Source organism: Comamonas sp. GW821-FHT11H03 (genome assembly GCF_058807955.1).
Map to the genome: position 1 here is coordinate 167,940 of NZ_JBXARF010000009.1, position 15,320 is coordinate 183,259.

At 64.6% G+C, this 15,320-nt stretch carries 12 protein-coding genes; 7 read left to right on the forward strand and 5 right to left on the reverse strand.

Annotation, left to right across the window (positions count from 1 at the left end; all coding sequences use genetic code 11):
• Positions 1 to 43: 43 nt before the first annotated feature.
• Entirely contained in the window at positions 44 to 1,525 is a 1,482-nt protein-coding gene (pdxR, locus tag AC1RTQ_RS19480; protein ID WP_492878140.1) for a MocR-like pyridoxine biosynthesis transcription factor PdxR, read from the reverse strand.
• 105 nt (positions 1,526 to 1,630) lie between these two features.
• Here pdxR and AC1RTQ_RS19485 point away from each other — a divergent pair, with 105 nt between their 5' ends.
• The 3 genes from AC1RTQ_RS19485 to AC1RTQ_RS19495 all read left to right on the forward strand — a co-directional run bounded on the left by AC1RTQ_RS19485 (position 1,631) and on the right by AC1RTQ_RS19495 (position 5,107).
• Complete coding sequence (locus tag AC1RTQ_RS19485) at positions 1,631 to 2,860, forward strand: benzoate/H(+) symporter BenE family transporter (RefSeq protein ID WP_492878142.1); 1,230 nt, start codon at positions 1,631 to 1,633, stop codon at positions 2,858 to 2,860.
• Between the two features lie 4 nt (positions 2,861 to 2,864).
• Positions 2,865 to 3,689, forward strand: coding sequence for a YggS family pyridoxal phosphate-dependent enzyme (locus AC1RTQ_RS19490; RefSeq protein WP_492878144.1), 825 nt, complete (start codon positions 2,865 to 2,867; stop codon positions 3,687 to 3,689).
• 218 nt (positions 3,690 to 3,907) lie between these two features.
• Positions 3,908 to 5,107 carry an aspartate aminotransferase family protein gene (locus tag AC1RTQ_RS19495; protein ID WP_492878146.1) on the forward strand — a complete coding sequence of 400 codons (1,200 nt, stop codon included), beginning with the start codon at positions 3,908 to 3,910 and terminating at the stop codon, positions 5,105 to 5,107.
• Between the two features lie 72 nt (positions 5,108 to 5,179).
• On the opposite strand, the gene alr is transcribed toward AC1RTQ_RS19495, so the two are convergent.
• On the reverse strand, positions 5,180 to 6,286 hold the full coding sequence (gene alr / locus AC1RTQ_RS19500; RefSeq protein ID WP_034370938.1) for an alanine racemase: 1,107 nt from the start codon (positions 6,284 to 6,286) through the stop codon (positions 5,180 to 5,182).
• Between the two features lie 133 nt (positions 6,287 to 6,419).
• Between alr and lplT the strand changes: the two genes are divergently transcribed.
• Both lplT and AC1RTQ_RS19510 read left to right on the forward strand, forming a co-directional pair.
• Positions 6,420 to 7,721, forward strand: coding sequence for a lysophospholipid transporter LplT (gene lplT / locus AC1RTQ_RS19505; protein ID WP_053284136.1), 1,302 nt, complete (start codon positions 6,420 to 6,422; stop codon positions 7,719 to 7,721).
• Between the two features lie 87 nt (positions 7,722 to 7,808).
• Entirely contained in the window at positions 7,809 to 8,693 is an 885-nt protein-coding gene (locus AC1RTQ_RS19510; protein ID WP_492878149.1) for a DMT family transporter, read from the forward strand.
• 142 nt (positions 8,694 to 8,835) lie between these two features.
• Here AC1RTQ_RS19510 and AC1RTQ_RS19515 read toward each other — a convergent pair whose 3' ends face one another.
• Positions 8,836 to 9,351: an AmiS/UreI family transporter gene (locus tag AC1RTQ_RS19515; protein WP_302092825.1), complete on the reverse strand. Its 516-nt coding sequence runs from the start codon at positions 9,349 to 9,351 to the stop codon at positions 8,836 to 8,838.
• A 115-nt stretch (positions 9,352 to 9,466) separates the two neighbouring features.
• On the reverse strand, positions 9,467 to 10,618 hold the full coding sequence (locus tag AC1RTQ_RS19520) for a helix-turn-helix domain-containing protein (RefSeq protein WP_302093160.1): 1,152 nt from the start codon (positions 10,616 to 10,618) through the stop codon (positions 9,467 to 9,469).
• A 161-nt stretch (positions 10,619 to 10,779) separates the two neighbouring features.
• Between AC1RTQ_RS19520 and AC1RTQ_RS19525 the strand changes: the two genes are divergently transcribed.
• On the forward strand, positions 10,780 to 12,906 hold the full coding sequence (locus AC1RTQ_RS19525; RefSeq protein WP_492878151.1) for a PQQ-dependent dehydrogenase, methanol/ethanol family: 2,127 nt from the start codon (positions 10,780 to 10,782) through the stop codon (positions 12,904 to 12,906).
• A gap of 112 nt (positions 12,907 to 13,018) precedes the next feature.
• Complete coding sequence (locus AC1RTQ_RS19530; protein WP_492878153.1) at positions 13,019 to 14,449, forward strand: aldehyde dehydrogenase family protein; 1,431 nt, start codon at positions 13,019 to 13,021, stop codon at positions 14,447 to 14,449.
• Between the two features lie 55 nt (positions 14,450 to 14,504).
• Here AC1RTQ_RS19530 and AC1RTQ_RS19535 read toward each other — a convergent pair whose 3' ends face one another.
• The gene (locus tag AC1RTQ_RS19535; RefSeq protein WP_492878155.1) at positions 14,505 to 15,257 is read right to left on the reverse strand and encodes a ProQ/FinO family protein; all 753 of its coding nucleotides are present in this window, start codon (positions 15,255 to 15,257) and stop codon (positions 14,505 to 14,507) included.
• Positions 15,258 to 15,320: the final 63 nt, after the last annotated feature.

The window sequence follows — 15,320 nt, forward strand, 5'->3', positions numbered from 1 at the left end:
CCGGCTGCTTGTGCCGGATCGGGTACAGAGCGGGTGCGGCCGCTCAGATGCACAGCGCACGCAACACGCGCGCCAGCTTCCTGGCAGCGACTTCCAGCTCATGCGGGGTGTGAGCAGCAAATCCCATGAGGAAACCCGCCTTGTGCTGGCTCGATGCATGCAACTGCGTCAACCCGAGCAGGTCGATGCCTGCTCTGCGAGCGCAATCCACTGCGGTGCGTTCGGAAATGTCGCGGATCAAGGTACACGGCATCTGCATGCCGCCCGCAGGCACCCGCGGCTCCAGAAAATCCCCCAGATGCTCGCACACCAGCCGCGCCAGCACGTCACGCCGCTCGGCATAGACGGCGCGCATGGTACGCACATGTGCTCCCAGGTGCCCGCCTTCGATGAACCGCGCCAGCGTCAATTGCGCAATGGGTGCGCTGTGTCCATCAAGCAAGGTCCGCGCCACCGTCATGGGGGCAACCAGCGAAGTCGGCAACACCATATAGCCTATGCGCAGCCCGGGGAACATCGACTTGGTGAAGGTGCCGATATAGATGGTGCGCTCGTGCTGATCGAGCCCCTGCACGCAGGCCTTGGGCTTGCCGGCATAGTGGAATTCACTGTCGTAGTCATCTTCGATGATCCACGCCTGCTCCTGCTGCGCCCAGGCTATGGCGGCCAGCCGGCGATCCAGGGCCAGCGTGGTGCCCGTCGGGAACTGGTGAGAGGGAGTCAGGAACACCGCCCTGGCGGCGGACAGGGTTTGCAATAAATCCACCTGCATGCCGTCGGCATCCAGCGGCACGGGCACGCATTCCAGCCCCGCTGCATCGAAGGCTTTGCGTGCGCCGTGATACACCGGGTCTTCGATGAAGATGCGATCACCGGCGTCCAGCAGCACGTTGGCGCACAGGGTCAGAGCCTGTTGCGAACTGGTCAGCACCAGCACGCGTTCGGGCGTGGCGCGCGCGCCGCGCTCCAGATTGACATAGGCGGCAATGGCCTGGCGCAAAGCCTCGGTGCCCTGCGGCGGACTGTGCAGCAGAGCCCGGGTGCCGTGCTCCTTGAGTACCTGCCGCTGCAACCTTTCCCAGGTTTGAAGCGGAAAGTTGCGTGTCTCCGGCACACCGGGCGCAAAAGCGCGTGGCGCCAGGAAATCACGCAGGCCACCGCCCGCGAACATGGCTGCGCCGCGCTGACTCAAGCGCAAGACAGGAGCGCGCACTGCAGGGCTGTGCATCAGGCCGCGCCCCGGAAGGCGCTGCACCTGCTCGGACACAAAGCTGCCGCTGCCTGTGTGTCGTTCGATAAAGCCTTCGGCATGCAGCTGGCCATAGGCGGCCTCCACCGTATCGCGCGAGACGGACAGCGATTGGGCCAGGGCGCGCGATGCCGGCAGGCGCCGGCCCACGTCCAGCGCGCCATCGAGGATCAGCTGCCGCAGGGCTCGCTGGATGCGGGCATGCAGCGGCAAGAGGCCATGAGCGGGGTCGCTGATCCAGGCCTTGACGGATTCGAGTTGGGCGTGCTTGAACAATTGGTCTGTATGCCTTCAGAAAAGTGGCTGGGAATATCAGTCCATTTCGATTCTATAAATCGAATGCCCCCAGGGCCGATCAATTTTCAAGAGCTACTGCAAGACATGCCAACCATCCATTCGCCAGCGCGCCTTCGCTGCAACGATCTCCTTCATCCCATCGTGGCAGGCCTGATCTCGGTCATCGTCAACTACGGCGGCACCTTCATCCTGGTGTTCCAGGCGGCCAAGGTGGCTGGCCTCGGCCCCGAGCTGACGGCCTCCTGGGTATGGTCGATTTCGATTGGCGTAGGGGTGACAGGTCTGCTGCTGAGTTGGGTGACGCGTGAGCCCATCATCACGGCCTGGTCCACGCCTGCTGCGGCCTTCCTGGTGACGGCCCTGGCGACCACGCCTTATGCCGAGGCCGTGGGCGCCTATCTGGTCTCCGCGCTGGCTTTCGTGGTGCTGGGGCTGTCGGGCTATTTCGAGCGCGTCATCCGGCTGATTCCCGCCGGCGTTGCGGCCGGACTGCTCGCGGGTATCCTGCTGCAATTCGGTATCAAGGCGTTTGGCGGAATGAGCGTCGATCCCGCGCTGGCTGGCCTGCTGATCGTGGCCTATGTGGTGCTCAAGCGGATTTCGGCACGCTATGCCGTCGTCGGCATTCTGGTGCTGGGGCTGGTCTTTTTGCTGTCTCAGAACCGGGTTGATCTGTCCGGGCTGGAGTTGAAACTCGCTGCTCCCGTGTTCACCAGGCCGCAGTTCTCGCTCAATGCCCTGCTCAGCGTCGCGCTGCCGCTGTTTCTCATCACGCTGACCGGCCAGTACATGCCCGGCATGCTGGTGCTGCGCAACGATGGCTTCAAGACCAGTGCCAACCCCATCGTCACGATCACGGGCCTGGGATCGCTGCTCATGGCGCCGTTTGGCTCGCACGCATTCAACATCGCAGCGATCACGGCCGCCATCGCCACGGGCCGGGAGGCGCATGAAGATCCGTCCAGGCGCTGGATTGCCGGCGTTGCTGCAGGCGTGTGCTACATCCTGGTCGGCATGTTCGGGGTCACGCTGGCGGCGGTCTTCATGGCCTTTCCCTCCACCTTCATCACCACGCTGGCGGGCCTCGCCCTGCTGGGCACCATCGGCGCCAGCCTGGCCACGGCCCTGGCGGATGCCAAGGTGCGCGAGGCCGCGCTGATCACCTTTCTGGCTGCCGCCGCCAACATCACGCTGCTGGGTATTGGCGGCGCCTTCTGGGGCCTGATCATCGGACTGTTCTCCTATGCGGTGCTCAACGGCCGGATTCCATGGAGCGCACAGCCGGGCGCGACAGCCGCCATCGAACAAGCATGAGGGGATGATCATGACTTCAGAAACCCTGACCCGGCACGATCAACACGGCCTGTACCCCGAGGCCGGCACGGTAGAGGACTTCCGCCGCAACCTCGCTACCGTGCAGGAGCGCATTGCAGCTGCCTGCCAGCGCGTGGGGCGTGATCCAGCCAGCGTGCGCTTGCTGCCCGTCAGCAAGACCAAGCCGCAAGCCAGTTTGCGTCTGGCCTATGCGGCGGGCTGTCGCTGGCTGGGCGAGAACAAGGTGCAGGAGGCTTTCGGCAAATGGGAGTCCATGCAGGACCTGACCGATCTGCGCTGGTCGGTCGTCGGCCACCTGCAGACCAACAAGGCCAGGCTGGTGGCGCGCTTCGCCAGCGAGTTCCAGGCCTTGGACAGCCTGCGCGTCGCCGAGGCGCTGGACAGGCGTTTGCAGGCCCAAGGGCGGTCGCTGGACGTGTTTGTGCAGGTCAATACCTCGGGCGAGGCCAGCAAATATGGACTGAGCCCCGAGGCGGTGCCGGACTTCATCCAGCAACTGCCCGTGTTTTCCGCGTTGCGCGTGCGTGGTCTGATGACGCTGGCGCTGTTTTCCGCCGAAGCCGAACGGGTGCGTCGGTGTTTCATTCTCCTGCGTCAGCTGCGCGATCAGTTGTGGCAAAGCGCGCCTGCGGGCATGGAGCTGGATGCGCTGTCGATGGGGATGTCCGGCGATTTCGAGATCGCCATCGAGGAGGGCGCTACCGTGGTGCGCGTGGGGCAGGCCATCTTCGGCGCGCGTGCATTGCCCGATAGCTATTACTGGCCAACGCGCTCTGATCCGGATACGCGGGAATCCGCTACCGACTGACATGGCATCGGCGCAATCGCAAGTGTCTTGTGCCCACGCTGCGCGCTGCGGCCGCAGCGAGCCGGCCAATCTGCCGCCAAGTCCTGTCAGTGCTGCGCCATGCCCGGCAGGCGCGATGCGCGATTTTTGCCGCTGACACCGGGCCTCGACCCGCTGCAGAGTCCTCCTGAACTGGCTGATTCCCGCCAGCTTTCCTTCATATCCCACCGGAGCATTGCATGTTGCAAACCGACTCTCACCTGATGCGGGCCTACGCCCGCCAGCCCGTTTCTTTTGTGCGCGGACGCGGCGCGCTCCTCTGGGATGAGCAAGGGGTGGAATACCTGGACGCCATCGCCGGAGTGGCCGTCACCAGCCTGGGCCATGCGCATCCCGAGATTGCCGCCGTCATGGCCGATCAAGCCGCGACGCTGCTGCATACCTCCAACGTGTTCCGTATCGACTGGCAAGAGCAGCTTGGCCAGCGCTTGTGTGCGTTGGCCGATATGGAGAGAGCGTTCTTCTGCAACTCGGGCGCCGAGGCTAATGAGACGGCTCTCAAGCTCGCCCGGTTGCACGGGCATCGCAAACAGGTGGCCGAGCCGCAAATTCTCGTGATGGAGAACGCTTTTCACGGCCGCACGCTGGCGACACTCGCTGCCACGGGCAACGCAGCCAAGCAACAGGGCTTCGGGCCTCAGATGCCCGGCTTCGTGCGCGTTCCCTATGACGACATCGATGCGGTGCGCCAAGCGGCCCGGGAGACGCCGGACATCGTTGCCGTGCTGGTTGAACCTGTACAGGGCGAAGGCGGTATCCGTGTCGCTAGTCGCGGCTACCTGCGCGCTCTGCGCGAGCTCTGCGACAGCCAGGGCTGGTTGCTGATGCTCGACGAAATCCAGACCGGCCTGGGCCGCACGGGGGCCTGGTTCGCGCACCGGCACGCCGGTATCACGCCTGATGTGATGACCCTGGCCAAAGCACTGGGCAATGGTGTTCCCATTGGCGCCTGTCTGGCGCGTGGCACCGCCGCGAACCTGTTCTGTCCCGGCCAGCACGGCTCCACCTTCGGTGGCAATCCGCTGGCATGCCGCGTGGCTTGCGCCGTGCTCGACATCATGGAAAGAGACGGCATTGCGCAGCGGGCAGCCCTGCTGGGCGAGCGCCTGCTGGCCGGGCTGCGGCTGGCTCTGGGAGGACACCCAGGTGTGCAGGCCATCCGAGGCCTGGGTCTGATGGCAGGAATAGAGCTGGACCGGAGCTGTCAGGAGCTGGTCGGCCGCGCACTGGCCGAACAGCGATTGCTGATTACCGTGACCCGTGAGCGCACGATCCGGCTGTTGCCGCCGCTGATCTGTGACGAAGCGCAGATTGACGACATCGTGGCTCGAGTTGCAAGTCTGTGCCATGACAGTGGCGCAAGCCACCGCGCGGTCTAGCCCGCGCCTGTTGAGTCCGCAAAAAAAGCCGCTGCCATGCAGCGGCTTCTGACTTGCGGGAGGCGGGCAGTCTTATTTGCCCGCGCCTTCCACCACCTTGAGTACGCGGGGAGCAACGGCGCACATCAGCTCATAGCCCAGCGTGCCGGCAGCAGCGGCCACCTCGTCGATGGGCAGCACGGCGCCATTGCTGGCGCGACCCCAGAGCGTGACCTCGCTGCCCAGCCTGGCCTTGGGAACGGGGCTCAGGTCCACGGCCATCATGTCCATGCTGACGCGCCCCAGGGTGCGGGTGCGCACACCGTCCACCAGAACGGGCGTACCCGTGGGGCAGACGCGCGGATAGCCGTCCGCATAGCCGCAGGCCACCACGCCCAGGCGCAGTGGTCCGTCGCACTGAAAACGCGAGCCGTAGCCCACGGTGTCGCCGGAATGCAGTTCCTGCGTTCCGATGATTTTTGACGACAGCGTCATGGTCGGCTCAAGACCCCAGTGAGCCGCATCATGGGTGGGGAAGTCTGGCGAGCTGCCGTAGAGCACGATGCCGGGGCGCACCCAGTCGCAGCGCACATTGTTCTCGTCACCATGCAGCAAGGTGGCAGCGCTGTTGCTGATGCTGCGCTCGCCGGGCAGGTCCAGCGTGGTTTCGTGAAAGACCCTGAGCTGGTGGTCCATGCCATGCGCCACATCGGCATCGCTGAAGTGGGTCATGAACGAGATCTCGTCGACCTGGGGCAGGGCGTTCAGCCGCGCATAAGCCGCACGAAAACGCTCGGGTGTAAAGCCCAGCCGGTTCATGCCGCTGTTCATCTTGAGGAAGATTCGGTGGCCGACCTGGGTCTTGTGCGCGGCCAGCCAGTCGATCTGCTCGTCGCAGTGCACGGCATGCCAGATGCCCAGGCGCGAGCAGATTTCCAGGTCGCGCAGCTCGAACACGCCTTCGAGCAGCAGGATGGGGCCGCGCCAGCCCAGATTGCGCACGCGCTGGGCCTCGTCGAGGTCCAGCATGGCGAAACCGTCCGTCGCTCGCAGGCCGTCAAACACGTTTTCGATACCGTGGCCATAAGCGTTGGCTTTGATCACGGACCACAATTTGGCATCAGGGACGGCTTGCCGTACCCGCTCCAGATTGTGGCGAACGGCTTCAGGATGGATGGTGGCAGTAATGGGACGAGGCATGGTTTTTCTCAATCAGACCAGTGGGATTCTGGCACTGTAGGCTCAAGCCTGCGTGATATAACCGCCAGTCACTTGCCACGGGGTCTCTTATTTACTCGGCATCGGTCCGCCCGGTGCCAGTTACAGCTAATTCATGAAGCGCGGTTTCTACACCATCATGTCAGCGCAGTTTTTCAGCTCGCTGGCAGACAACGCCTTGTTTGTGACCGCTGTAGAGCTGTTGCGTGCCAATGGTGCCCCCGAGTGGCAACGTGCTGCCCTGGTGCCCATGTTCGCACTGTTCTACGTGGTTCTGGCACCCTTTGTCGGAGCCTTTGCGGACGCCTTGCCCAAGGGCAAGGTCATGTTCATCAGCAACGCCATCAAGGTGGTGGGCTGTCTGATGATGCTTTTCGGCCATCATCCCCTGATTGCCTACGCCGTCATCGGACTGGGCGCGGCGGCCTATTCGCCGGCCAAGTACGGCATCCTGACCGAGCTGCTGCCGGCCTCCCAGCTGGTCAAGGCCAATGGCTGGATCGAGGGCCTGACCATCACCTCCATCATCTTGGGGGTGCTGGTGGGCGGACAATTGGTGGGGCCGACCATCTCCCAGCATCTGCTGGGCTTTGACTTCCCGTATTTCAGCACTGGCGTGGATACCCCGGCCGAGGCTGCGATTGCCGTGCTGATCCTGATCTACATCGTGGCGGCCTGGTTCAATCTGCACATCCCGCTGACGGGCGTGGCCATGCGTCCGCTGCGTGAAGACCCCAACAAGAGCCTGGTTGCGAATCTGCTGGGCCTACTGCCCGATTTCTGGCGCTGCAGCAAACGCCTGTGGGCCGACAAGCTGGGCCAGATCTCGCTGTCCACCACCACGCTGTTCTGGGGGGCGTCGGGCAATTTGCGCTATATCGTGCTGGCCTGGGGGGCCGCAGCCCTGGGTTACAGCACCACCCAGGCTTCGGCCCTGGTGGGGGTGGTAGCAATAGGTACGGCCGTCGGTGCGGTGCTGGCATCCATGCGCATGCGCCTGGACAACGCCACGCGTGTGATTCCCCTGGGCGTACTCATGGGCCTGCTCGTGGTCTGCATGATCTTTATCGACAATCTCTGGGTGGCCGTGCCCTTCCTCATTTTGCTTGGCGGTTTGGGCGGCTTTCTGGTCGTGCCCATGAATGCCTTGCTGCAGCATCGCGGCCACAATCTCATGGGCGCGGGTCGCTCGATTGCGGTGCAGAACTTCAACGAGCAACTGGCCATTCTGGCCATGGGCGGTTTCTACAGCCTGTCCACCAAGATGGGATTGACTGCCTTTGGTGCGATCACGGTATTCGGTCTGCTGGTTGCCGTTAGCATGGTGCTGATCGGCATTTGGCACTGGAACAATTGCAGAAGGTACCCGGCAGAGGTCGAGAAGCTGCTGGAAGTCGCCCGCCGCGACTGTCATTGAAGTCCTGCAGCTGGCGCCGACAAGCTGCATTCACTACACAATCAATAGCTTCTAACGCTTGCAAAGCAAGCGTTAGAAGCCTTTTTTATGCATAGTCCACTGCCTGTATTTGCGCTGCTGCTCAATGCCCTGATCTGGGGTTTGTCATGGTGGCCGTTTCGTCTCATGCATGAGGCCGGACTGCATCCGCTTTGGGCCACGGCATCGATGTATGCACTGGTGCTGGCCGGTCTGCTGGCGCTGCGTCCCGCCAGCCTCAGGCAGGCCTGGCAATACCCGGTGCTCTTGCTGCTGGCCGCCAGCTCGGGCCTGAACAACGTGGCCTTCAACTGGGCCGTGACCGTGGGCGACGTGGTGCGCGTCATCTTGCTGTTCTATCTCATGCCCGCCTGGGCGGTGCTGCTGGCCTGGAAGCTGCTGGGCGAAAAACCCACTCCCATGGCGCTGCTACGCCTGTTGCTGGCCTTTGGCGGAGTGGTGCTGGTGTTGCTGCCCGCCGATGCCTCACTATCCGGGCTGTTTGCCGGTCTCACCGTGGCCGATGCGCTGGCCGTGTTTGGCGGCTTCATGTTTGCGCTGACCAATGTGTTGTTGCGCCGCTTTCAAGGCATTCCGGCCCAGGCCCGCATGTTGGCCATGTTTGCCGGCTGCATGAGCATGGGCCTGCTGACTGCCTTGACCGCCAGCAGCCTGGGCGTGGTGCCGGGCTTTCCGGCCTTCGACGGCAGCTGGGCCCTGGTGGCACTGGGTCTGGCCGGGCTGCTGATGCTGGGCAACTGGGCCCTGCAATTCGGTGCCGCCCATCTGCCTTCGGGCGTGACCTCGGTGGTCATGCTCAGCGAAGTGGTGTTTGCCAGCGTCTCCTCCGTGCTGATCGCCCATGAGGTGCTCTCGGCACGCACGCTGGCTGGCGGTGCGCTCATCATGGGAGCAGCCTTGCTGGCCACCTTGGGCAGAGCCCCGAAAAAATAGCCCAAACCCCATCAAGGACACCGAGGAAGGGCCTGCGCCGGTTGCGCCGCACCGCACCGAAGGTGTCGTCCCCCTCCCGAAGAGAGAGGGGGAAGGCGGGTCGCCCAGGCGGGGCCGCCCAGGCGCACAGCGCCTCAGGGGGTCACATCAGCTTCCCCGCCAGGATTAGGTATCCGGGCACCCAGCCCGTCAGCACGCCTTGGGCGATGCACAGCCAGCCCGTGGGGCGCTCAATGCTTTTCTTGAGCGCCAGCAGCGCGAAGAACAAGGCCCAGAGTACGGCCCAGGCTGCCCAGTTGATGCCCATCCACCAGTCCAGCCCCGAGATGGCGCTGGTCAGCGTATCGAGGGCGACGGGAACGGCGGTGACCGCCACGAACAGGCTGAACCAGCCCAGACCGCGGCCGTCGGCGCCGCTGAAGCGATTGAACGCCACCCAGAGATAGGTAAAGGCGAACAGCAGGGTCAGCGCGCCGCTCTTGACCGATGCCGCGTCGGCCGCCGGGCCGAAGATGCTGGCCAGGCCGATGCATAGCGACACCACTCCGGTGAAGATATTGATGACCCAGATTTCCTTGTCGGCAATCTTGCCCAGCATCCACAGGCCGTTGAGAAACAGCACAGCACCCACATAAAACAGCGACAAACCCAACCACATACACGCTCCTTGGCTGCAGGCCGGTGCAGCGCGGCCGAGATTGTGGGGCCGTGCGGGGCGGGGCGGAACCCTGGGCGAACGCAAAAGAGTCTTGCGCCATGGGGCGGGAATGGGCTCACAAACCCTCGTCCCGACCATCGCGCAGGCGGCGGTACAGCGTGCCGCGCGAGATGCCCAGGGCGCGCGCGGCCTGGGAGACATTGCCGCCATGCTGGTCCAGCGTCTCCCTGATCAGCTGCGCACTGTGCTCGCGCAGCGTCGCCAGGGGCTGCGCCTCGGCGGCGGGCGTTGCTTCGGTGGTTACGGGGCTGGCCTGGTCTTGCGCACTGCTGGTGTCCAGGTGCGTGCCAAGGCCGTGCGAGGTTTGCAGATGCGCCTGCATCCAGACGCCCAGGCCGCTGGTCAGGCGCAGCGGTGCGGGGCCGGGCTGGCCGCTCAGTTGCAGCAGGCGAGATAGATCATGGCCCAGCAGCTCCTGAGCGCTGCGCGCACCGAGGCCGCGCTGGCCGATGAGCTGGGCAGCGGTGCCGTTCATCCAGGCGACGCGGCCATCGGCAGCCACGCCCATCAGCGCCTGCAGCGGCGTGTGCAGCAGTGCCGGAGTCACCTGAAAGCGCAGCACCAGATGCTCGTGCGACTGCGCCTGCAGCAAGGTGTTTTCGATGGTCGTGGCATACATGCCGACCACGGGACTGGCATCGAAGCTGAAATGCTGCTCCTCCACCATCAGGTTGAGCACCCCGGCCAGGCGGCCATGCACGTCGCGTATGGGGGCTGCTGCGCAGCGGAAGGCGTGCAGTTCGTCGAAATAGTGCTCGCCGTTGGTGACGGTGCAGGCCTGGCCGGTGGCGGCGACGATGCCCGGTGCGTTCGTGCCCATGGCCTGCTCGGACATGTTCAGGCCGACCCGCTCGTCACGGGGCCGCATGGATGCCGGGGAGACATGGAGCACGATGCCCTTGTCGTCCGTCAGCATCACCCGCGTGCCGGTGCCCGCCAGGGCCTGCTCCAGGGTCGGCAGCTCGTGCTGCAGTGCCTGCAGCAGGCTGCGGCAGCGCTCCTGCGTGGCATGCAGCCGGCTGGGGCTGACGGGAGCCAGAGCCAGCCGCCGGCCATTGCAGTGCTGGCGCTGGCTGCGCAGCCAGGACTGGATGACCGCCTCGCTGACCAGGCCCGAGGGGCGTATGCCGGCCTCGAAGAACTGGCGGCGAGCCTGCAAGGCCCGCTCCGCACCGGTGCTCGAGAAGCACTGCTGTAGCGCGTCCATCGCGCGTGACTCATCAACGCTCATGTCATGTCCAAGCTGTCCGCAGGAGCGGTCAATGTGTTCCGCAATGGAACAGTTCGAGCCTGGGGAAATCCCGATCGTGAACAAAAACAGGCCATGGACCATGCTTTGCGGCATAGCAATCACAACAGGAGACCTCGATGAAACGGCTGATCGACAACTCTCGCGGACGGCCAGGCCGCATGGTCTGGCTGCTGGCCGCCTGCCTGGGGAGCGCAGCGGCTTTCGCGCAAGCCGAGCCTGCGGCGCAGGCCGCTGCCGCCGTGCAGCGCGTCGACGGCGCCTTCATTCGTGCCAATGCCGCCAAGACGCCCGACTGGCCCACCACTGGCGTGGACTATGCCGAGACCCGCTACAGCCGCCTCGATCAGATCAACGCTGCCAACGTCAAGGACCTGGGCCTGGCATGGTCGTACAACCTCGAATCCACGCGTGGCGTGGAGGCCACGCCGGTAGTCGTGGACGGCATCATGTACGTCAGCGCCTCGTGGAGCGTGGTGCACGCTATCGACACCCGAACCGGCCAGAGGATCTGGACCTATGACCCGCAGATCGACCGAAGCACCGGCTTCAAGGGTTGCTGCGACGTCGTCAACCGGGGTGTGGCGCTGTGGAAGGGCAAGGTCTATGTGGGTGCATGGGATGGCCGCCTGATCGCGCTGGATGCCGCCACGGGAAAGGAGGTCTGGCACCAAAATACCTTCGAGGGGCAAAAGGGGTCGCTGACCATCACCGGCGCGCCGCGCGTGTTCAAGGGCAAGGTCATCATCGGCAACGGTGGTGCCGAATATGGCGTGCGCGGCTACATCACGGCCTATGACGCCGAGACCGGCGAGCAGAAATGGCGCTGGTTCAGCGTGCCCGGCGATCCGTCCAAACCCTTCGAGGACGAATCCATGAAGCGCGCCGCCAGGACCTGGGACCCCAGCGGCAAGTGGTGGGAGGCCGGTGGCGGCGGCACCATGTGGGACAGCATGACCTTCGATCCCGAGCTCAACACCATGTATGTGGGCACGGGCAATGGCTCGCCCTGGTCGCACAAGGTGCGCAGCCCCAAGGGCGGCGACAACCTGTATCTGGCCTCCATCGTGGCCCTGGACCCCGACACCGGCAAATACAAGTGGCACTATCAGGAAACGCCGGGCGACAACTGGGACTACACCTCCACCCAGCCCATGATCCTCGCCGACATCAAGATCGCCGGCAAGCCGCGCAAGGTCATACTGCATGCGCCCAAGAACGGCTTCTTCTTCGTGCTTGACCGCACCAACGGCAAGTTCATCTCGGCCAAGAACTTCGTGCCCGTGAACTGGGCCAGCGGCTACGACAAGCACGGCAAGCCCATCGGCATTGCCGCAGCGCGCGACGGCAGCAAGCCCCAGGACGCGGTTCCGGGCCCCTATGGCGCGCACAACTGGCACCCCATGTCCTTCAACCCCCAGACGGGCCTGGTATATCTGCCTGCGCAGAATGTGCCCGTCAATCTGATGGACGACAAGAAGTGGGAGTTCAACCAGGCCGGACCGGGCAAGCCCCAGTCGGGCACGGGCTGGAACACGGCCAAGTTCTTCAATGCCGAGCCGCCCAAAAGCAAGCCTTTTGGCCGCCTGCTGGCCTGGGACCCCGTTGCGCAAAAGGCTGCCTGGAGCGTGGAACATGTCTCGCCCTGGAACGGCGGAACGCTGACCACGGCGGGCAATGTGGTGTTCCAGGGCACGGCTGATGGCCGCTTCGTGGCCTATCACGCGGCCAGCGGCGAAAAGCTGTGGGAAGCGCCTACGGGCACCGGTGTGGTGGCCGCGCCCAGCACCTATCTGGTGGACGGCAAGCAGTATGTCTCTGTGGCCGTGGGATGGGGCGGCGTCTACGGTCTGGCTGCGCGCGCCACCGAGCGCCAGGGCCCGGGCACGGTCTATACCTTCGTCGTAGGCGGCAAGGCCAAGATGCCGGAGTTCGTGGCCCAGCGCACGGGCCAGTTGCTGCAGGGCGTGAAATACGACCCCGCCAAGGTCGAAGCCGGCACCATGCTGTATGTGGCCAACTGCGTGTTCTGTCACGGCGTGCCGGGCGTGGACCGTGGCGGCAACATTCCCAATCTGGGCTATATGGACGCGAGCTACATCGAGAACCTGCCCAGCTTCGTCTTCAAGGGCCCTGCCATGGCGCGCGGCATGCCGGACTTCACGGGCAAGCTGTCGGGCGATGATGTGGAGTCCATCAAGGCCTTCATCCAGGGGACGGCGGACGCCATCCGGCCCAAGCCCTGAAGCCTGCACTTCACCACGCCGGTACGCCGGGCCACCGGTGCGCCCGAGCCACGCACCGGCGACCCCAAATCGCCAATATCTTCGTTTGACTCGATACCAAGGAAATAGCCTTATGCAAGACCATCTGCAGTTCTATATCGACGGCCAATGGGTGAATCCGGTCAGCCCGCGCAGCCTGGAGGTCATCAATCCCTCCAACGAGCAAGCCATTGCCCGCATCAGCATGGGCTCTGCCGCCGACGTGGACAAGGCCGTGGCCGCCGGGCGCCGCGCCTTCGAGAGCTACTCGCGCACCAGCCGCGAAGAGCGCCTGGCCTTGCTGGCCAAGGTATTGGAGGTCTACCAGCGCCGCTACGGCGACTTTGTGCAGACCATCTCGCAGGAGATGGGGGCGCCGTTGTGGCTGTCCAAGGCGGCGCAGGCCGCCATGGGTGTGGCCCATCTGGGCTCCACCATCGAGGTTCTCAAGAATTTCGCCTTCGAACAGGTGCAGGGCAGCACGGCCATCGTGCACGAGCCCGTGGGCGTGGTCGGCATGATCACGCCCTGGAACTGGCCCATCAACCAGATCATGTGCAAGGTTGCGCCGGCACTGGCCGCTGGCTGCACCATGGTGCTCAAGCCCTCGGAGGTCGCCCCGCTCAATGCCCTGCTCGTGGCCGAGGTGCTGCACGAGGCGGGCGTGCCTGCCGGCGTCTTCAACCTCGTCAACGGCGACGGCCCCGGTGTGGGCGAGGCCATGTCCTCTCACCCCGACATAGACATGATGACCTTCACGGGCTCCACGCGCGCGGGCATTGCCGTGGCCAAGGCCGCGGCCGACAGCGTCAAGCGCGTGGCCCAGGAACTGGGCGGCAAGTCCGCCAACATCGTGCTGGATGACGCCAACCTGCAAAAGGCGGTGACCCAGGGTGTGCAGGCAGTGCTGATGAACTCGGGCCAGAGCTGCAACGCCCCCACGCGCATGTTCGTGCCGCGCGCCCTGCATGGGCAGGCGGTGGAGATCGCGCGCAGCGTCGCTGCAGCAGCGACCGTGGCCGATGCGCTGGCCGATGGCATGCACATGGGTCCCGTGGTCAGCGAGGCGCAATGGGGCAAGATCCAGGCCCTGATCCGCAAGGGCATTGAAGAGGGCGCAACCCTGGTGGCGGGCGGCACGGGCCGCCCCGAGGGGTTGGCCCAGGGCTACTTTGTCAAACCCACGGTGTTTGCCGACGTGAGCAACGACATGACCATCGCGCGCGAGGAAATCTTCGGCCCCGTGCTGGTGATGATTCCCTACGATGACGAGGAAGACGCCATCCGCATGGCCAACGACACGGTGTACGGCCTCTCGGGCTATGTGCAATCGGGCAGCCTGGAGCGCGCGCGCCGCGTGGCCGCGCGCCTGCGCACAGGCATGGTCCACCTCAACGGAGCCGGGCCTGACTTCAATGCGCCGTTTGGCGGCTACAAGCAGTCAGGCAATGGCCGTGAATGGGGCGAGCACGGTTTCCGCGATTTCCTCGAAACCAAGGCCGTCATGGGCTACGGCGCGGCCTGATCTATTCAAAATCAATAGCTGCTGGTGCCCATGTGATGGGCACCAGCAGCTTTTTTTATTGAATATTCTGCTGGCGGCGACGCGCGCGTTCCAACTGCTGTGCGACCTGGCGCGGATTCATGCCGTACATCTCGGCGAACTCCTGCTCCGAAGTCTGACCGCTGAGCTGGAAGGAGCGCAGCAGCGCCTCGTCCTTGGCGGCGCGGGCATCGGCCTCGGCCAGAGCATCTAGCACCAGAGCGTTGGTCTTTTCGTCACGGCCCTGCACGCGCTCGGCGTATTCCTCGCGTGTGAGACCGGAGGCTTCGTAGGCGATGACGATGCGGTTGCGCAGCTTGGGCGTCAGGTCTTCCTGCGTGCGCTGCTGGCGGCGGCGGAAGACTTCGATCAGCGCGTGGTGAACATGCTCGGGCAAAGTGGCTTCGACGGGCTGGCCATCGAGGTCATGGCGCTGATGACCGCTGGCCATGGCGGCCAGATAGCGACCGGAGCGGGTGTGCTGTTGCAGCGCGCTTTTGAGTGCGTCCTTGTCCAGCTCCGGGTGGGCGGCGAGCAGATCTTCAAAAATGCCGCGCTTGAAGGGCAGCAGCTGCTCGCCAAACAGGGCCGGGTGCCACTGTGCCAGTTGCTCCAGCAAGGGGTGTTGCGGACGCGCGGCCTGCGGGGCGGCTTTGGCTGCAGGGGCCGGGTTCTGGCGGCCACGGCCGCCTCGGCGCGAGCGTGAGCCGGGCTGCGAGTCCTGCACGCTGTGCTGCGATGCCGCTTGCGAGGCTTTCTGCTCTTGTGATTCAGACACGATTTCAGTCATGGCAAAGCCCGTGGGCCTGGGAAAACAAAACCCCCAATCATGCCAGCATTGCAAACTGCAGTG